The organism is Actinophytocola sp., assembly GCF_035634895.1.
GTDB lineage: Bacteria > Actinomycetota > Actinomycetes > Mycobacteriales > Pseudonocardiaceae > Actinophytocola.
The window spans coordinates 36,220-53,447 of the sequence record NZ_DASQCC010000223.1; the positions used below are offsets into that span (position 1 = coordinate 36,220).

Genomic DNA, 17,228 nt, shown 5'->3' on the forward strand with positions numbered 1-17,228 from the left:
GGGGGTGACAGGTCCGGCTACTCTGGTCCCGTGAACTGGACCGTTGACGTGCCGGTGGACACTCTTCCCGAACTTCCGCCGCTGCCGCCGACACTGCGTGCCCGACTCGACGACGCTCTGTCCCGACCCGCCGCTCAGCAGCCCGAGTGGCCCGACTCCGAGCAGGTGCGCCAGGTGCGCGCCCTCCTGGAGAGCGTGCCACCGGTCACCGTGCCGAGCGAGATCGACCGGCTGCGTGACCGGCTTGCCGAGGTGGCTCGCGGCGAGGCGTTCCTGCTGCAGGGCGGGGACTGCGCCGAGACCTTCGTGGACAACACCGAGCCGCACATCCGCGGCAACATCCGCACGCTGCTGCAGATGGCCGTCGTGCTCACCTACGGCGCCAGCATGCCGGTCGTCAAGGTCGGCCGTATCGCCGGCCAGTACGCCAAGCCGCGCTCCAACGGCATCGACGCGCTCGGCCTGCCCGTCTACCGCGGCGACATCATCAACTCGCTCGCCAAGACGCCCGAGGCCCGCGTGCCCGACCCGGGCCGCATGATCCGGGCCTACGCCAACGCTGGCGCGGCCATGAACCTCGTGCGTGCCCTCACCGCGGCCGGCATGGCGGACCTGTCGAAGGTCCACGAGTGGAACAAGGACTTCGTCAGCAACTCGGCGGCCGGCGAGCGGTACGAGGCGCTGGCCACCGAGATCGACCGTGGGCTGCGGTTCATGCAGGCCTGCGGCGTCGAGGACTCCTCGCTGCACTCCACGGAGATCTTCGCGAGCCACGAGGCCCTGCTGCTCGACTACGAGCGCTCGATGCTCCGCCTGGACACCCGCGAGCCCGACCCCCGGCTGTACAACCTGTCCGCGCACTTCCTGTGGGTCGGCGAGCGGACCCGCCAGCTCGACGGCGCGCACATCGCGTTCGCGGAGCTGCTGTCCAACCCGATCGGGCTCAAGATCGGCCCGACGACCACGCCGGAGATGGCGGTCGAGTACGTCGAGCGGCTCGACCCGCACAACACGGCGGGCCGGCTCACGCTGATCAGCCGCATGGGCAACGGCAAGGTCCGGGAGGCGCTGCCGCCGATCGTCGAGAAGGTCGAGGCGTCCGGGCACAAGGTCATCTGGCAGTGCGACCCGATGCACGGCAACACCCACGAGTCGCCGTCCGGCTACAAGACCCGCCACTTCGACCGGATCGTCGACGAGGTCCAGGGCTTCTTCGAGGTGCACCGCCGCCTCGGCACCCACCCCGGCGGCATCCACGTCGAGCTGACCGGCGAGGACGTCACGGAGTGCCTGGGCGGCGCGCAGGACATCTCCGACGCGGACCTGAACAGCCGGTACGAGACCGCCTGCGACCCGCGGCTGAACACCCAGCAGTCCCTGGAGCTGGCCTTCCTGGTCGCGGAGATGCTCCGGTCCTGACCCCGAAAAGAGGCCGGCCCGCGAGGCCGGCCTCTCTCGTGCCCGTAGAAAAACGAACGTTCATTCATCTATGTTGAGGCGCATGCGCACCGCCAGCCGGACCGCCGAGCACGTCGCCCTCTTCCGCGCGCTGGAGAGCCGCCGCGGGGACGGGCTCTTCACCGACGCCTACGCCACCCGCTTCCTCCCGACCCGCTACCGCTGGCTGGTCCGCGCCGCCGCGCTGCCACCCGTCGGCCACGGCATCGCCCGCCTCATCGACCACCGCTACCCGGGTGGCCCCCGGATGTCCGCCATCGCCCGCACGCGGCTCATCGACGACCTCCTGACGGCGGCCGCGCCGGAGCAGGTCCTCATCCTGGGTGCCGGCTACGACAGCCGCGCCCACCGCCTCCCGGGCATCCCCACCACCTACGAGGTGGACCACCCCGCCACCCAGGCCGCCAAGCGGCGACACATCGCCGACCGTCCGCACGTCCACTACGTCCCGGTCGACCTCGACGAGGAGAGCCTGGCGAGCGCGCTGAACCAGGCCGGCTTCCCCCACAGGCGCACGGCCGTCGTCTGGGAGGGGGTCACCAACTACCTCACCGAGCAGGCCGTCGACGCCACGCTCCGGGACGTCGTGGCCGCGACCGCAGGCGGCAGCACCGTCATCCTCACCTACGTCGACCGCGCGGCCCTCGACGACGACACCGAGTGGCACCGGTCGGTACGACGAGTCGGCGAGCCATGGACGTTCGGCCTCGACCCCCTGGCCGTCCCCGGTTACCTCGCCGAGCGCGGCCTCGACCTCAGGGGCGACCTGTCCACCAAGGACGCCGCCGCCCGCTACCACCGGGACGAGCCGGCCGCCGAGTTCTACCGCGTCGCGTGGGCGGTGGTCCGGTAGTGCCCAGGGTCAGCGACGAGCACCTGGCCAACCGCAGGCGCCAGATCCTCGACGCCGCCGCGAACTGCTTCGCCCGCAACGGTTTCCACCGCACGTCCATGCAGGACATCGTCAGGGAGTCCGGGCTGTCGGCCGGTCTCATCTACCGGTACTTCACCGGCAAGGACGACATGATCATCGCGATCGTCGAGGACTGGCACGGGAACCGCGCCGGGCTGGCGAGGGCCGCCGACCCGCTCGCCGGCTACCTCGACGTCCTCCGCGCGATCGCCGCGCCGCGCGCCGAACATCAGCGCAGCCTCAGCATGCAGGCCTGGGCCGAGACCGTCCGCGAGCCCAGGATCCGTGACCTGGCCCGCCAGGGCGTCGACGACCAGCGTGCGGCGTTCGCGGACGCCGCACCGGACGGTCTGGTCCGGGTGCTCGTCGCCATCTACCAGGGCCTGCTGCTCCAGTCCTCGTGGGACGAGGACCTGGACGTCGACGCGTTCGTCGACTCAGTCCGCCAGCTCGTGGAGGGTCGCGCATGACTTGCCGATCGCCGAGGCCAGCACGTCGATGTCCGGCACGGCGTCCCGGTCGGTCTGAAGTCCGATGTGGACCGCGTCGCGGTACGGGGAGATCGCCACGCCCAGCGCGTGCCCGGGACCGAGCGGGCCGAACGGGTAGATCTCCGCCAGCGGCGCGCCGTCGATGGTGAGCGGCACGTTCGGCAGCGGCACGTTCGTGACCACCGTGTCGAACAGCAGCGGCGCCGCGATCGCCACCGGACCCGCGCAGAGCCGGTGCACGGCCGACGGCAGCCGGTTCGCCAGGATCGCGATCGTCCCGGCGCCACTCGATGGTCCGCCCGCCTTGTTGGCGTCCATCGCCAGCCGTACGGCACGCAGCCGCTCGACCGGGTCGGCCAGCCCGACCGGCAGGTCGCACAGGTACCCGGACAGCTGGTTGCCGCCCGCGCCGCCCCGCGCCCGGGTGTTCACCGGGATCAGCGCCCGCGGCGTGAGCCCGTCGACCTCGACGTCCCGCGACCGCAGCCATGAGCGCAGCCCACCCGCCAGCACCGCCAGCGCCACGTCGTTCGTGGTGCCCCCGTGCTGGCGGCGGATCTGGCGCACGTCCGCGAGGTCGAGGCGGACGAACGCCACGCGGCGCGCGGACCCGCCCGAGGCCAGCATGGCCGGCGCGGGTGGCCGGCGGACGGCCCGCGCGACGGCCCCCGCCATGGCCGCGGTCTCCCCGAGGCCGTACGACGGCGGCGTGGTCTCCCTGCTCGGCGGCATCCCGCCGTCCAGCAGGGCGCCGGCCAGCGCGACCGCGCCGGCGCCGTCCGCGAGCGAGTGGTGCAGCTTGACGAGCACGGCGAACCGGTCGTCCGGCAGCCCGGTGACCACGTGCACGTCCCACGGCGGCCTGGCCAGGTCCAGCGGCGTCGCGAGCCAGCCGGCCACGTACGCCTCGAACGTGCGCTGGTCGCTCACCGCGTAGCCGCGCACGTGCGCGGCCGGGTCGAAGTCCGACGCGGGCCACCACGACGGGAACCAGCTGCCGGCGACCCGCGACGCCGGCAGCCGGGCCGCCCGTTCCGCGAGCAGCGCCCGCAGGCGGTCGGGCGCGACCGGCCCCTGAAAGACGGCGACAGCGCCGAGATGCATCGGGCGCTCCCGCGTCTCCAGGCTCAGGAACGCCGCGTCCAGCCCACTCAGTCGACCCATGGCTCCACCCAAGCAGCGTGACGTGACCGGCGAGTTACGTGCGTGCGGAGTGTTGACGACTCGCTCCGCACGCACGCGAGGACGTCGTCGTCGACCCGTTGGCGCAGGTCAGCCCAGGATCCAGATGGTGACCCTCGAGCCGGGCTGGACCCGGCTGTTGGCACCGGGAGACTGGCCGAACACCCGGCCGCGGTCGTCGCCGGAGAACGACTGCACGTCGACCTGAAGCCCAAGGCTTTGCAGCTGCTGGATGGCATCCCTGCGGGACTTGTTGGCCAGGTCGGGCACGGTGACGGCGTTCGACAGGACCACCGTGACCTTCCGGTCGTCGCCGTCGATCTTGGTGCCGGCATCCGGGTCGGTGCTGATGACGTGCCCGCCCTCGACGTTCTGGTCGAACCTCGTCTCGCCGTCGACCGGGTCGAAGCCGTCCTGCCGCAGCTGGTCGAACGCCTCGTCGCGGGACTTGCCCTTCACGTCCGGCACCGGCTTGGGCTGGCGGCCTTTGCTGACCACGATGACGACCCGCTTGCCGATCGCCAGCTCCTCGCCCGGCTGCGGGTCGGTCGTGATGACCTTGCCCTTCTCCACGCTGTTGGAGAACTGGTTGGCGCCGTCGTCGAGGTCCGGCTTCAGGTCCGCGGCGGTGATCAGCTGCTTCGCCTCGGCCACGTCCATGCCGGCCTGCACGTTCGGCACCTTGGGCTTGCCGGACGAGACGACCAGCGTGATCTGGTCGCCCCGCAGCACCTCGGTGTCGGTGGCAGGCTTGGTCCCGATCGCCATGCCGTTGGGCACGGTGTTGCTGTACGCGGTCTCGATGTTCGGCTTGAGGTCGCTGTCCGTGAGGAGCTGCTGCGCCTCCACGGACGTCTTGCCGGTCACCGCCGGCACCGTGCGGTACCGGCCGGAGGTGAACCACCAGGTCGTGGTGCCGGCCAGGGCCAGCGCGAGCACGCCGACGATGACCCAGAGCGCGATCAACCCGCCGCCGCTCTTCTTCTTCGGCGGTGGCCCGGGGCGCCTGGGCCGCGGGCGCTGCTGCTGCGGGGGCTGCGGGGGCAGGCCGCCGGCCGGGAGGCCGGCCGGCGCCACGAAGTCCGTCGCGGCGTTGGCACGGTCCAGGTCGGTGCGCAGCATCGCGCGGGTGCCCTGCGGGCCGATCGGCCGGAAGCCGGCCGGTGCGGGGCGCACGATCGTCGCGTTCATGGTCGCGTTCATGGTGGCCGGCGCCGCGGGCACCGGTTGCCCGGTGGCGATGGTCTGCTCGGCCGGTGCCAGCTCCACGACGCTCACGCCACCGGTGGCCGACGCGGGCGGCGTCACCGGCATCGTGCGGTCGGCGACGTTCGGCGCGGGCACCGGCACGCCGACACCCTGCGCGCCGAGCAATGCACGCAGCTTCTGCACCTCGGCGAGGAACGCGGCACCGTCGGCCGGGCGCAGCGCCTGGTCGCGGCGGGTCGCGCGGACCACGAGGTCGTCCAGCTCGGGTGGGATGCCGGGCACGAGCGTCGACGGGGCCGGGACGTCGTCGTTCACGTGCCGGTAGGCGACCGAGATGGCGCTGTCGCCGGTGTAGGGGGCGGCGCCGGTGAGCGCCTCGAACAGCACGATGCCGGCCGAGTACACGTCGCCGGTCGCGGTCGCCGCGCCGGTCGTGACCTGCTCGGGGGAGAGGTAGGCGACCGTGCCGAGGATGACGCTCGCGCTCGTGGTCCCCGCGCTGTGCACGGCTCTGACGAGACCGAAGTCGCCGACCTTGACGGCGCTGCCCTGCTCGCCGGCATGCCCGATGAGCACGTTCTCCGGCTTCACGTCCCGGTGCACCAGCCCGGCGCGGTGCGCGGCGGCCAGCGCGGCGAGCACCTGTTCCATGATCGCCAGCGTGAGCGGCACGGTCAGCGCGCCGCGCTCGTTGATCAGGTCCCGCAGCGTGCCGCCGTCGACCAGCTCCATCACCAGGTACACCAGGTCGCCGCTCGGCGACCGGTCGACGCCCTGGTCGTGCACTGCCACCACGTTCGGGTGATGGATCTTCGCCGCCGACCGTGCCTCCCGCTCGAAGCGGTCGACGAACGTGCGGTCGTCCGCGAAGCGCTGGTCCATCACCTTGATCGCGACCCGCCGGTCCAGCCGGGTGTCCAGCCCGCGGTACACCGCGGACATGCCACCACGGGCGAGCAGCGCTTCGACCCGGTACCGCTGCTCCAGCAGCGCACCGATCAAGCCGACTCCCCTTTCGTCCACGCACGTGATGGTACGGAACCCTGAACCTTTGGCGCGGCGAAGCAGCCGAATTGGACGTGAGGTCTGGCCAGTAACTCAAATTGCCGTACGCGGTCACGGGTCACGTGTGGCATCGTTTGCGGTGTGAGTGCGATCCCCTCCGCCGGCGACGTGCTGGGTCCCGAGATCGAGTTGCTGCCGCTGCCCGACGTGGCCGACCACCTGGGACTACCGGTAACCAAGGTCCGACAGGCGTTGCGGGACGGTCATCTGCTCGCGGTCCGCAGGAACGGGGTGCTGAGCGTGCCCAGGCCGTTCCTCACCGCGGACGGCCAGATCGTCAAGGGTCTGCCGGGCACGATCACCGTGCTCGCCGACGCCGGCTTCGCCCCGGACGACATGCTCCGCTGGCTGTTCGAGCCGGACGAGACGCTGCCGGGTGGCACCCCCATCGAGGCGCTCCGCGCCACGGGTGGCCGCGAGGTCAAGCGCCGGGCTCAGGCACTCGCGTTCTAGCCCGCGTCCCCGGAGGCGAAGGCGCGTCGGCCCGGACCTCGCGTTCGCGTGGGATCGGGCCCGCGGCCCGTGCCGCCGCGAGGGCGTCCAGGTACCTGCGGCGCTCGGTGTCGGTGCCCGCGTGCACGAACCCCAGCAGGAACGCCAGCCGCGCCGCCAGGCGGCCGCGGCGGGTCGGGGCGGCCCGCTGGGCCAGCCGGCGGGCGACGCGTGCCGACCGCACGGGCGCGACCCGTCCACCGGCCGTCGCCGCGACCGCCATGAGCGCCAGGAAGGCCGCCGCCCAGCCGGCCGAGGCCCAGCCGAACCCGGGTGACCACCCGGCGACGGCCAGGTGGGCCGCGCCGGCCGCCAGGACGGCCGTGCGGGCCAGTTCCGCGCCGCCGGCGGGTCCCTCGGTCAGCGACGCCCAGCACCCGCACGAGGCGCCACGCCGGACGGCCGCGACCACGAACCCGAGGAACCCCAGGAACGTCGCGGCCGCGGCGATCCCGACCGCGTGCCCGCCGAGCACGACCATCGCCGCGGCGAGCAGCAGCTCCCACAGCCCGAGCGCCTGGCCGGCACGGCGGAGCGCGGCCGTCGAGACGGTGCGCCGGACGAAGACACGGCGAAGCGCCCCGGCGACATGGTCGGGGCGCCACAGCTTGGGCAGGCCGGCGCCGGCCAGTAGGACGGCCAGCGCCAGCGCCACACCTTGCGACATCACGTCACAGTTTGTCGTAGCAGTCCATGATGACCGCCATGACGGCGCCGAGGCTGGCGCCCGCGAGCACCACCGCCGCGGCGTCGGTGATCGCGATGCCGATCGCGGCCAGGGCACCGACGAGCCACTCGCCGCCCCATCTGGCCGCCACACCGAGCGCGGCCTTGGCCGTGTCGCTCAGCGAGTCCCACTTGTTCGCCAGGTCCCTGACCGTGTCCTCGCCGAGCTGGGCGAGGATCTCGCCGTCCTGACCCGCGCACGCGGCGAACTCATCCCAAGACATCTATCCGCTCCTCTCAGCTCTGGACCTGCTCGAGCGCTTCGCCGGTCGCCTGCAGCGACTCGCCGAGCGTCTTGTCGGTACCGGCGAACGCCGCGATCAGCGGGTCGCCGTCGGCGACGACCCCGACCTCGGGGTCGGCCAGGATCTGGTCGCCGCCCTGCTGCGACAGCGCGTCGAAGATCGCCTTGTCGTCGTCGCCGAGCCCGTCGTACCAGTTGCTGACGTGGTCGTAGACCTGCTTGATGTAGTCGGCGTCGGCGGCGTCGGCGGGGATGTCGAGACCCTTGTCGGCCAGCGCACCTTGCAGGTCGCCGCTTCCACCGTCACTGCCGTCGCCGTCCACCGGCTGCCACTGGCTGCCGTCCCACTTCCACTGGCCGTCGTCGCTGAGCTGGCCGACCTCGGTCTGCTCGCCGCCGTCCTCGGGCACCGGCTGCCAGTCGCTGCCGTCCCACCAATACTTGCCGTCCTCGGAGAGCTGGGCTCCGTCTGGCACCGTCATCGAGTCCTCCCACGGTGACCGGCCCACGACTACCGTGGCCCGTACCAGCGAGGATGGCCGTTTCGGGCGGTCTGGGGCAGTCGTCGTGGACCGGGTTAACGGGTGCCGCGCGGTACCCCAAAGGGCAGCGCTCTGGCCGCCGCGAGGGCAAGCCCCGGCGCGGCGATGCGCAACCGGCGGCGGGTCGGCACGACCACCCGCCGGCCCAGCACGTCGTAGTCGCACGCGACGATCTCGTCGAGGATGTGCCGGTACAGCCGCGCCGCGGTGCCGATGCACGGCCGGGACGCCTCGCGCAGCAAGGAGATCCCCGGCTCGGCGCGGCGGTAGACGGCCTGGTTGCAAGCCACGAGGTGGGCGAGCGCCCGCCGGACCCGACGGTCCGCGCGGCCCGTCCGGTGTGCGTGCTCGAGCATCGCCCGGTCCACGCCGAACGCGGCCAGCTCCTCGGCCGGCAGGTACAGCCGGCCGCGGTCGAGGTCCTCGCCGACGTCCCGCAGGAAGTTCGTGAGCTGGAACGCCTCACCCAGCGCGGCCGCGTACGGCGCGGCCTCCTCGCGCGGGCCGGTCGTGCCGAGCACCGGCAGCATCTGCAGCCCGATCACGCCGGCCGAGCCGTGCGTGTACTCGGCGAGGGCGGCGAACGTGGCGTAGCCGGTGACCGTCAGGTCCATCCGCATGGACGCGAGGAACTCGGTGAACAGCCGCTCCTCGATGCGGTAGCGCCGCACGGTGTCCGCGAGCGCGGCCAACACGGGGTGCTGGGCCGGTGTGCCGGTGACGCGGTCTCGCAGCGCCTCGTGGAGGGCCTTCTCGAGGGTGTTCAGCGCGTGCGCGGGATCGCCCGGCGCGACCGCGTTGTCGACGATCTCGTCCGCGAGCCGCGCGAAGCCGTACAGGGCATGTACCGCCGGACGACTGTCCGGAGGCAGTAGCCGGGTGGCGAGGAAGTAGGTGCGCCCGTAGCGGGCGTTGATCCGCCGGCACGCCTCGTAAGCCAGGTCGAGGTCGCTGGCCGGGCTCACTTCGGGCAGCTCGTCCACTGGCCGGCCGGGCACTTCCCCTTGTCCTTGACGTAGGCCGCGACCAGCTGGTTGACCAGCGCGTAGGCCGACACCTCGTTCTCCGAGGTGGTGACCAGCGAGTACGTGCACACCGCCTTGGTGAGGCCGAGACAGGCCCGCAGCTGCGCCTTCGCGCTGTCCCGCCAGTACTTCGCCGACGCCACCCCGTACTTCCACACGCCGGCGGAGTTGCCGATCTCGTAGACGGTGTGGCCCTTCCCGGTGTCCTGCTTCTTCTTCGGGTCCGCGGGCTTGGCCGCGCCGAGCGTCGCCAGCGCGGTCGCGTCCGGCGGGTCCGCGAGCGCGAGCGCGGTCCACACCGCGCCGTACGGGTGAGTGCCGGGCACCGAGTTGGCCCGCTGGTAGAAGCTCACCCACTGCGGTGTGGTGACCGCGCAGCTCATCGACAGCGACGCGCCGGGCGCGACCGGGTCGGAGATCTGCTCACAGCTGCCCAGGGACGCGTTGTCGCCCGTCCAGTCGGCCTTCAGGTGGATCCGCACGGCCTTCTTCGACGGGTTGGTGACGTCCACCGCGACGGTGCAGCTGGCCGCGCCGCACGCGTCGAACCGGTTGCCGCCCTGGGTGATCGAGGTGAGCGCGTCGACCGCGGTGCCCAGCTCGTTCTTCGCCAGGTTCGCGAGGTCGGTGTAGATCTGGTTGACGTTCGCCGACACGTCGGTCACCGCGACCCGCATGTCCTTGGCCTTGGCGTTCTGCGCCGTGCCGATCTCGTCGACGGCCAGGCTCACCACGCCGTGCGGCGCGTCCTTGGCCAGGTACGCCGTGCCGCCGTCGACCGGGACCTCGAGCGCGGTCACCGAGCCGACGGTCGTGGTCCGGGTGGTCAGCTCCTTGTCGGCGTCCCTGACGGCCTTGCCGGCGGTCCTGGCGACCACGTCCGGGGCGAAGATGTCGCCGAAGTCGACGCCGAGCAGCACCGACGGCAGCTTCACCCAGCGGTTGCCGAGCGCGGTGCCGTTGCCGGAGGAGACGCCGAACCGGGTGGCCAGCGCCGCCCAGAACTCGGGCGCGCCCTTGAGGTACAGGGTCTTGTCGAGCACGGCGAGCGTCGCGCCGAGGCCCTGGACGGTGACCGTGCCGAACACCTCGCCGCCGCCGGTCGCCGTCACGTCGACGGTGAGCTTGGCGCCGTCGGACGCGGTCAGGTCGCCCTGGTAGTGCACGGCGGCCGCCTCGGCGAAGCTCGACATCGCCGCCGCCGTCGCCTCCGCGGTGGTGAGCGGTCCGATGTCGACACCGCTCGCGCTGCCCGACACCTCGTTGGTGCAGGCGCTCACCGCGAGCAGACCCGCCGCTAGCACCGCGATCAGGCGCGATCTTCTGGCCATCGTGCGACTCTCCATCCAGGCACGCCCCTCGGTCCGTTCGGCGTTGCCGCGAAGGGAGTATCCCAACTCAACGGACGGCCACGTGCCGGGACGTCCGCACGGCCTGGTCGACGCCTGGTCCGACCACTCGCTCGGCCGCCAGCCGGCCCGAGATCACCACCGGCGGGATGCCGACGCCCGGGGTCGTGCCGCACCCGGCCAGCACGGTGTTCGCCACGCCGCGCACCAGGTTCCCCGGCCGGAACGGGCCGGTCTGGGCGAGCGTGTGGGCCAGCGAGAACGGGGTGCCGGCGCCGAGCCCGGCCGCCGCCCAGTCCGCCGGGGTGACGAGCCGCTCGACCTCGACGGCGCCGTCGAACCCGGTGAGCCCGCGCTCGTCGAGCACCCGCCCCAGCTCGGCGCGGTACGCCGGCCCGACCCGGGGCCAGTCGATCGGTCCGGCCTCCAGGTTCGGGCACGGCGCGAGCACGGAGACGACGTGCCGGCCCGCCGGCGCGAGGCCGGGGTCGGTCGTGGACGGTTGGGTGACCAGCAGCGACGGGTCGCTCATGAGCCTGCCCCAGCGGAGGATCTCGTCGAACGTGCGGTCCCAGTGCCGGCCGAAGAACACCGTGTGGTGTGCCAGCGACGGCCAGGTCCGGTCGACGCCGGCGTGCAGGACCACCGCCGAGGGCGACCAGCGTGGCCGCAGTGGGCGGCGCGGGGCCAGGCCGAGCAGGCGGTAGGAGACCGGCAGGTCGGGCGTGAGCACGACCGCGTCGCACGGGATCCGCTCGCCGTGCGTCGTGCGGACGGCCGCGACCCGGTCACCCCGCCGCTCCAGCCACGCGGCGGCGGTCGAGGTCCGCACGTCCGCGCCCGCGCCGACGGCCGCCGCGGCCATGGCGTCGGCGACCGCGGCCACACCGCCCCGCGGGAACCACACCCCCGCGACGGTGTCCATGTACGGGATGACGGCGTACGCGGCCAGCGCGTGCCGCGGCGCGAGGCCCGCGTACAGGGACTGGAACGAGAACAGCCGCCGCAGCCGCTCGTCGGTCAGGAACCGGCCGATCCTTGGGCCGAGCCGGCCGAACCCGCCGAGTGCGGCCAGGTGCGCGAGCCCGGGGGAGACCAGGTCGAGCGGTGAGTCGAAGTTGGCGCCGATGAACGTGTCCCGCTCGACCCGGTACAGCTCGGTGAGCCAGGCCCTGAGCCTTCGGTAACCGGCGGCTTCCGCCGGCCCGGCGACGCGGCGGACCTCCGCCGCCATCGCCTCGGCGTCGGTGTGCACGGCGATGGTGCTGCCGTCGGCGAAGTGCGCGCGGTAGGCGGGGTCCAGCCTGGTCAGCTCGACCCGCTCGGCCAGCGACGAGCCCACGGCGGCGAACGCCTCGTCCAGCAGGTCCGGCATGGTCAGGACGGACGCGCCGGTGTCGATCCGGTAGCCGCCGAGCTGGTCGCCGCCGGCCCGGCCGCCCACCCGCGGCGCGGCCTCCAGGACGGTCACCCGCCGGCCCGCGCCGAGCAGGTACAGCGTGGCGGACAGCCCGGCCAGCCCCGCGCCGACCACGACCACGTGGTCGGTCGGGCCGGTCAGCCGACGCATTCAGCGGTCCCGTCGGGTGGCGGCGATCGCGAGGTCGGCGAGCCGGGTGCGGCCGGGGTCGGTCAGCCCGGACTCCTCCAGCGCGGCCATGCCGCTGCCGGTGAGCAGCTCGATCCGCCGCTCCAGCTCGTCGACCGCCCCGACCTCGACGAGCAGCTCCCGCACGCGGTCGATGTTCGCCATGGTCAGCGCCGGGTCACCGAGCACGCCGCGCAGGTGGTCCGCGTCCGCGTGCCGCCCGGCCGCATCCGCGTACTTCAGCCCGAGCGCCACGAGCAGCGTGCGCTTGCCCTCCCGCAGGTCGTCGCCGACGGGTTTGCCGGTGACCTCGATGTCGCCGTACATGCCGAGCAGGTCGTCCCGCAGCTGGAACGCGATGCCGATGTCGGTGCCGAACCTGCGGACCGCGTCCACGGTGTCCTCGCCGGCGCCGGCGAGCGCGACCCCCATGTGCAGCGGCCGCTCCACCGTGTAGGCGGCCGTCTTGAGCCGGGCCACGCCGAACGGCCGGTCCTCCGACTCGTCGCCCTCGGCCTGGGCCAGGACGTCCAGGTACTGGCCGGCGAACATCTCGGCCCGCATGGCGAGCCAGGGAGCACGGGCCGCCCGGCGCATCTCGTCGGCCAGCGGCGCGCCGGTGAACAGGTCGTCGGCCCAGGCCAGCGCCAGGTCGCCGAGCAGGATCGCGGCGGCCGTGCCGAACCGTTCCGGCTCGCCGAGCCAGCCGCCGGCGCGGTGGGCCTCGGTGAAGCGGACGTGCACGGTCGGCTGGCCGCGGCGCAGCTCGGAGGCGTCCATGACGTCGTCGTGGACCAGGGCGCAGGTCTGGATCAGCTCGAGCGCGCTGACCGCGGTGAGCACGGCCTCGGCACGCGGCCCGGCGCCCTCGCCGCCGGCCGCCCGCCAGCCCCACCAGGCGAAGGTGGGCCGGATGCGCTTGCCGCCTCGCAACGCGAAGTCGGACAGCGTGTCCACCGCGGCGGCGAAGGTCTGGGCCAACGCCGGCAGCTCCGCACGCCGCTGCGCCAGGTAGCGCCGGAGCAGGGCCTCGACGTGCCGGTGTACCGCGGTGTCGATGTCGCCGTCGATCTCCAGGGTCACGTACCCATCCTGCGTGTTCAGCCCGTGCCACGCATCGGCGGGGTGGGCTTGAGAGGACGTTGAGCTCCACTCACTACCCTGACTTTCATGAGCGGAGCCTGCGAAGCGGATCATCAGCGCCCGGGAGCTGGCGAGGGGGCGGCATGACTACGGTGGTGGATCGCATCCCCGGTGACCGGCCGGTGTTCTCCGTCGAGTTCATGCCCCCGCGCGACGACGCGGACGAGCTGCGGCTGTGGAACGCCATCCGCTCGCTGGAGGGCCTCGACCCGGCGTTCGTATCGGTGACCTACGGCGCGGGCGGTTCCAGCCGGGACCGCACGATCCGCACCACCGGACGGGTGGTGACCGAGACCACGCTCGTCTCGATGGCCCATCTCACGGCCGTCGACCACTCGGTCGCCGAGCTGCGCAACGTCATCGGCTGGTACGCGTCGCTGGGCATCCGCAACGTGCTGGCGCTGCGTGGCGACCCGCAGGGCGACCCCAACGGCGAGTGGGTCCAGCACCCGGAAGGCCTGGCCTACGCCGAGGAGCTGGTGAGTCTCGTCCGCTCACTCGGCGACTTCTGCGTCGGCGTGTCGGCGTTCCCGTACGGCCACCCACGCTCCGCCGACCTCGACGAGGACACGAAGTACCTGGTCCGCAAGCTGCGAGCGGGCGCCGACTTCGCCATCGCCCAGCTGTTCTTCGAAGCGGACGACTTCCTGCGGCTGCGTGACCGGGTGGCCGCGGCGGGCTGCGAGACGCTCCTGCTGCCCGGCGTGATGCCGCTCACCACCCCGAAGATCCTGAGCAAGACGGTGGAGCTGTCGGGCGCTCCCGTGCCGGCCTCGCTGGCCGGCCGGCTCGACCCGCTGGCCGGCGACGCGAAGGCCTTCCGCGAGGAGGGCATGAACGTGACCACCGAGCTGTGCGCGCGCCTGCTGGCCGAAGGCGTGCCCAGCCTGCACTTCTACACGTTCAACCGCTCGAAGGCGACGAAGGAGATCGTGGTCGAGCGCCTGGGCCTGGTCCCGGGCCGCACGGCCCAGCCCGTCGGCTAGGACCGGGCCTGGGCGCGGTCCGCGCCCAGGCTGCGGCGGTGCGCGATCAGCGCCAGGAGCGTGGCCACGACCGCGGCCAGCAGGGCCGCCCCGCCGACGTACAGGGCCCAGCGGACCCATGAGTTGCCGTCGTCGCTCGAGTACTGGGCCACGGCGTCGAACTCGGTCACCGAGGTGGGCTTCGGCGACCAGCTGACCGTGCCGTTGTCCTCGTCGCCGTTCGTGCGGGTCACCGAGCCAGGGAAGGCGATCTTGATCTGGACGTCCGCACGGTCCACGGGGACCTGCGTCAGGTCGATGGAGCCGGCGAGCGTCACCAGGTCGCCCGCGCGGCGCAGCGAGAGCCGGTACTGCTTGAGCTCCGAGATGGTCTCCACCAGCTGCGCCAGGTCCACGAACCGCAGGTCGGTGAACGTCACCCGCTGCCCGACATAGTCGTCCTGGTCGTACTTCTCCGACTTCACCTGGTCGTTCAGCTCCGGCGGGATCGTCAGCGTCGGCCCGTTGTCCTGCTCGTTCAGCCGTACCGTCGCGACTATCAGCTCCCCGGAGACCTTGTCGTCCGGGGACACGGCCAGGGCCGCGTGGACACGTAAGCAGCCGGACAGCGAGCACACCAGCACGCCGAACAGCACAACCAACCCGACGACTCTGGAGGCCCTGCGCACCGCGCCATCCTGCCAGGACATGACCTCGTGGCGAAATCCCGTGCCTGCCGCGTATCCAGTGAGTAACGTCCGCGCCATGACCGTGCACCACATCGCCGACTCCTACGTGGATGACTACGTCCGCCTCGCGCCGACCACAGCCACGGCCCTCGGCATCTCCGGCCACGACGACCAGCTGCCGGATCTGTCGCCGGAGGGCTGCGCCGAGCGGGCGGAGCTGGCCCGGCGGGCCCTGCGTGCGGCCGAGGCGGCCGAGCCGGTCGACGAGCGGGAGCGCGTGGCGAGGGCGGTGTTCACCGAGCGCCTCGGCATCGAGGTCGAGACCTACGACGCGGGCCTGGTCGAGGGCGACCTCAACGTGCTGGCCAGCGCGCCGCAGGACCTGCGGGAGACGTTCGACCTGATGCCGGCGAGCACCGACGACGACTGGGCGACGATCGCGACGCGGCTGTCCCGCATGCCGGCGGCCGTCGAGAGCTACCGCGCGGGTCTCACCTACGCGGCCGGGCGCGGGCACGTCTCCGCGCGGCGGCAGGTCAGGAAGGTCGCCGACCAGTGCGCGAACTGGGGCGCCGGCTTCTTCACCGAGTTCGCCGCCGCCGGCCCGGACAGCCTGCGTGCCGAGCTGGACGCGGGCGCGGCGGCCGCCTCCCGGGCCTACACCGAGCTCGCGGAGTTCCTGCGCACCGAGCTGCTGGGAAAGGCGCCGGCGAAGGACGCGGTGGGTGAGGACGTGTACCGGCTGGCGTCCCGCCGCCACCTCGGCGCCACGCTGGACCTGCGGGAGGCCTACGAGTGGGGCTGGGCGGAGTTCCTGCGGCTCGAGGCCGAGATGCGTGACATCGCCGACCGGATCAGGCCGGGCGCCGGCCTGGCCGAGGCGGCCGAGGCGCTGGACGCGGCCCCGCGCTACCAGGTCCAGGGTGTGGCCGAGTTCCGCGACTGGATGCAGAAGCTGTCCGACCAGGCACTCACCGACCTGCGTGGCGTGCACTTCGACATCCCGGACGAGATCATGCGACTGGACTGCCGGATCGCCCCGCCCGGCGGCTCGGCCGGCGCGTACTACACCAACCCCAGCGACGACCTCTCGAGGCCCGGCGCCATGTGGTGGGCGCTGCCGCCGGAGAAGGAGTCGTTCACGACGTGGCGCGAGGTCAGCATCGTGTACCACGAGGGCGTGCCGGGCCACCACCTGCAGATCGCGACCGCGATGCACCAGGCGGACCGGCTGAACAAGTTCCAGCGGATGCTGTCGTGGGTGCCGGCCTACTCGGAGGGCTGGGCGCTGTACGCGGAGCGCCTGATGCGCGAGTTCGGCTACCTGACCGACGAGGGCAACCTGTACGGCATGCTGAACGAGAACCTGTTCCGGGCGGCCAGGGTCATCATCGACATCGGCATGCACCTCGAGCTGGGCATCCCGGCCGGGACGGGCTTCCACGAGGGCGAGCGCTGGACCCCCGAGCTCGGCCTCGAGTTCATGCTGGACCGCACGATCACCGAGCGCGAGCTGGTCGTCGACGAGGTGGACCGCTACCTGGGCTGGCCGGGCCAGGCCCCCGCGTACAAGCTGGGCGAACGCCTCTGGCTGTCGGCCCGCGACGAGGCCATGGCACGCAAGGGCGCCGGCTTCGACCTGAAGGACTTCCACATGCGGGCCCTGTACCTCGGACAGATGGGCCTCGACACCCTGCGGGAACAGCTGGCCGCCATCTAGCGGGCGTGCGAGACCAGGTGGCCTACCCCAAACGGCACAACGCTCTGACCTTTTCCAGTAGGTATTCGACCAATCAGGTGACGAAAAAATCACAGCGTGCAACTCCGTCTGGGCCCTGGAGACACGTGGGTGGTGGGTGGTCGGACGATCACCGGTATCATGGTCAACTTCTCATTACCGCAGGTGACAGACGTGTGTCACCAGGCAGGCTCGGACGTTCGAACCCTCGTGAACTGGCCCGTGTGGGCCTGTTTTGCCGCCCGTTCGGCGGGTTCGGGTGCTTGCCCGACGCGAGATAGTGGGAGGCAAATGACATGCAGTGGAGGTTGGCCATGGCAACCGACGCGGAAGTCATCGGCGTCCGCGGCGTCTTCCTCAAGTTGAGGACCCATGCCGGCCTGAGCGCGCGACGACTGCGCGACACCGA

Annotated in this window: 16 protein-coding genes; 6 read left to right on the plus strand and 10 right to left on the minus strand. The window is 72.4% G+C overall.

Features of this window, described 5'->3' with window-relative positions; translation table 11 throughout:
- The first annotated feature begins 30 nt into the window (after nucleotides 1-30).
- From VET29_RS34230 to VET29_RS34240, 3 genes are all read left to right on the plus strand, one after another.
- Nucleotides 31-1,419: a class II 3-deoxy-7-phosphoheptulonate synthase gene (locus tag VET29_RS34230; protein WP_324928554.1), complete on the plus strand. Its 1,389-nt coding sequence runs from the start codon at nucleotides 31-33 to the stop codon at nucleotides 1,417-1,419.
- Between the two features lie 82 nt (nucleotides 1,420-1,501).
- The gene (locus VET29_RS34235; protein WP_324928558.1) at nucleotides 1,502-2,311 is read left to right on the plus strand and encodes an SAM-dependent methyltransferase; all 810 of its coding nucleotides are present in this window, start codon (nucleotides 1,502-1,504) and stop codon (nucleotides 2,309-2,311) included.
- Nucleotides 2,311-2,841: a TetR/AcrR family transcriptional regulator gene (locus VET29_RS34240; protein WP_324928560.1), complete on the plus strand. Its 531-nt coding sequence runs from the start codon at nucleotides 2,311-2,313 to the stop codon at nucleotides 2,839-2,841. Before VET29_RS34235 ends, VET29_RS34240 begins: the two co-directional genes overlap by 1 nt.
- Here VET29_RS34240 and VET29_RS34245 read toward each other — a convergent pair.
- Nucleotides 2,809-4,026: a wax ester/triacylglycerol synthase domain-containing protein gene (locus VET29_RS34245; RefSeq protein ID WP_324928563.1), complete on the minus strand. Its 1,218-nt coding sequence runs from the start codon at nucleotides 4,024-4,026 to the stop codon at nucleotides 2,809-2,811. The two genes, VET29_RS34240 and VET29_RS34245, sit on opposite strands and share 33 nt — an antisense overlap.
- 108 nt (nucleotides 4,027-4,134) lie before the next feature.
- Entirely contained in the window at nucleotides 4,135-6,276 is a 2,142-nt protein-coding gene (locus VET29_RS34250; protein ID WP_324928567.1) for a Stk1 family PASTA domain-containing Ser/Thr kinase, read from the minus strand.
- Nucleotides 6,277-6,399: 123 nt separating this feature from the next.
- Between VET29_RS34250 and VET29_RS34255 the strand changes: the two genes are divergently transcribed.
- Nucleotides 6,400-6,771, plus strand: coding sequence for an Rv2175c family DNA-binding protein (locus VET29_RS34255; protein WP_324928570.1), 372 nt, complete (start codon nucleotides 6,400-6,402; stop codon nucleotides 6,769-6,771).
- Here VET29_RS34255 and VET29_RS34260 read toward each other — a convergent pair.
- The 7 genes from VET29_RS34260 to VET29_RS34290 all read right to left on the minus strand — a co-directional run bounded on the left by VET29_RS34260 (nucleotide 6,740) and on the right by VET29_RS34290 (nucleotide 13,361).
- Nucleotides 6,740-7,477: a MauE/DoxX family redox-associated membrane protein gene (locus tag VET29_RS34260; protein WP_324928573.1), complete on the minus strand. Its 738-nt coding sequence runs from the start codon at nucleotides 7,475-7,477 to the stop codon at nucleotides 6,740-6,742. The two genes, VET29_RS34255 and VET29_RS34260, sit on opposite strands and share 32 nt — an antisense overlap.
- Nucleotides 7,478-7,481: 4 nt before the next feature.
- Entirely contained in the window at nucleotides 7,482-7,760 is a 279-nt protein-coding gene (locus tag VET29_RS34265) for a hypothetical protein (RefSeq protein ID WP_324928576.1), read from the minus strand.
- A 13-nt stretch (nucleotides 7,761-7,773) separates the two neighbouring features.
- Nucleotides 7,774-8,262: a hypothetical protein gene (locus VET29_RS34270; RefSeq protein WP_324928579.1), complete on the minus strand. Its 489-nt coding sequence runs from the start codon at nucleotides 8,260-8,262 to the stop codon at nucleotides 7,774-7,776.
- Nucleotides 8,263-8,357: 95 nt separating this feature from the next.
- A complete protein-coding gene (locus VET29_RS34275; RefSeq protein WP_324928581.1) occupies nucleotides 8,358-9,320 on the minus strand; it encodes a phytoene/squalene synthase family protein in 963 nt (320 codons plus the stop codon).
- Nucleotides 9,284-10,678, minus strand: coding sequence for a hypothetical protein (locus VET29_RS34280; protein WP_324928583.1), 1,395 nt, complete (start codon nucleotides 10,676-10,678; stop codon nucleotides 9,284-9,286). The genes VET29_RS34275 and VET29_RS34280 overlap by 37 nt, the downstream gene beginning before the upstream one ends.
- Nucleotides 10,679-10,745: 67 nt before the next feature.
- The gene (gene crtI, locus VET29_RS34285) at nucleotides 10,746-12,266 is read right to left on the minus strand and encodes a phytoene desaturase family protein (RefSeq protein WP_324928585.1); all 1,521 of its coding nucleotides are present in this window, start codon (nucleotides 12,264-12,266) and stop codon (nucleotides 10,746-10,748) included.
- Nucleotides 12,267-13,361: a polyprenyl synthetase family protein gene (locus VET29_RS34290; protein ID WP_324928626.1), complete on the minus strand. Its 1,095-nt coding sequence runs from the start codon at nucleotides 13,359-13,361 to the stop codon at nucleotides 12,267-12,269. It lies immediately after the preceding gene.
- Nucleotides 13,362-13,510: 149 nt separating this feature from the next.
- Here VET29_RS34290 and VET29_RS34295 point away from each other — a divergent pair, with 149 nt between their 5' ends.
- Nucleotides 13,511-14,413 (plus strand): methylenetetrahydrofolate reductase, encoded by a 903-nt coding sequence (locus tag VET29_RS34295; protein WP_324928587.1) that lies wholly within the window; start codon nucleotides 13,511-13,513, stop codon nucleotides 14,411-14,413.
- On the opposite strand, the gene VET29_RS34300 is transcribed toward VET29_RS34295, so the two are convergent.
- On the minus strand, nucleotides 14,410-15,102 hold the full coding sequence (locus VET29_RS34300; RefSeq protein ID WP_324928590.1) for a DUF3153 domain-containing protein: 693 nt from the start codon (nucleotides 15,100-15,102) through the stop codon (nucleotides 14,410-14,412). The two genes, VET29_RS34295 and VET29_RS34300, sit on opposite strands and share 4 nt — an antisense overlap.
- Nucleotides 15,103-15,157: 55 nt before the next feature.
- Here VET29_RS34300 and VET29_RS34305 point away from each other — a divergent pair, with 55 nt between their 5' ends.
- Nucleotides 15,158-16,801 carry a DUF885 domain-containing protein gene (locus VET29_RS34305; protein ID WP_324928592.1) on the plus strand — a complete coding sequence of 548 codons (1,644 nt, stop codon included), beginning with the start codon at nucleotides 15,158-15,160 and terminating at the stop codon, nucleotides 16,799-16,801.
- Nucleotides 16,802-17,228: the final 427 nt, after the last annotated feature.

Bases quoted from the DNA above. Each gene is read 5' to 3' on its own strand.
- VET29_RS34235 (WP_324928558.1), top strand. From the start codon at position 1,502: ATGCGCACCGCCAGCCGGACCGCCGAGCACGTCGCCCTCTTCCGCGCG.
- VET29_RS34245 (WP_324928563.1), bottom strand. From the start codon at position 4,026: ATGGGTCGACTGAGTGGGCTGGACGCGGCGTTCCTGAGCCTGGAGACG.
- VET29_RS34260 (WP_324928573.1), bottom strand. From the start codon at position 7,477: ATGTCGCAAGGTGTGGCGCTGGCGCTGGCCGTCCTACTGGCCGGCGCC.
- VET29_RS34265 (WP_324928576.1), bottom strand. From the start codon at position 7,760: ATGTCTTGGGATGAGTTCGCCGCGTGCGCGGGTCAGGACGGCGAGATC.
- VET29_RS34270 (WP_324928579.1), bottom strand. From the start codon at position 8,262: ATGACGGTGCCAGACGGAGCCCAGCTCTCCGAGGACGGCAAGTATTGG.
- VET29_RS34280 (WP_324928583.1), bottom strand. From the start codon at position 10,678: ATGGCCAGAAGATCGCGCCTGATCGCGGTGCTAGCGGCGGGTCTGCTC.
- crtI (WP_324928585.1), bottom strand. From the start codon at position 12,266: ATGCGTCGGCTGACCGGCCCGACCGACCACGTGGTCGTGGTCGGCGCG.
- VET29_RS34295 (WP_324928587.1), top strand. From the start codon at position 13,511: ATGACTACGGTGGTGGATCGCATCCCCGGTGACCGGCCGGTGTTCTCC.
- VET29_RS34300 (WP_324928590.1), bottom strand. From the start codon at position 15,102: ATGTCCTGGCAGGATGGCGCGGTGCGCAGGGCCTCCAGAGTCGTCGGG.
- VET29_RS34305 (WP_324928592.1), top strand. From the start codon at position 15,158: ATGACCGTGCACCACATCGCCGACTCCTACGTGGATGACTACGTCCGC.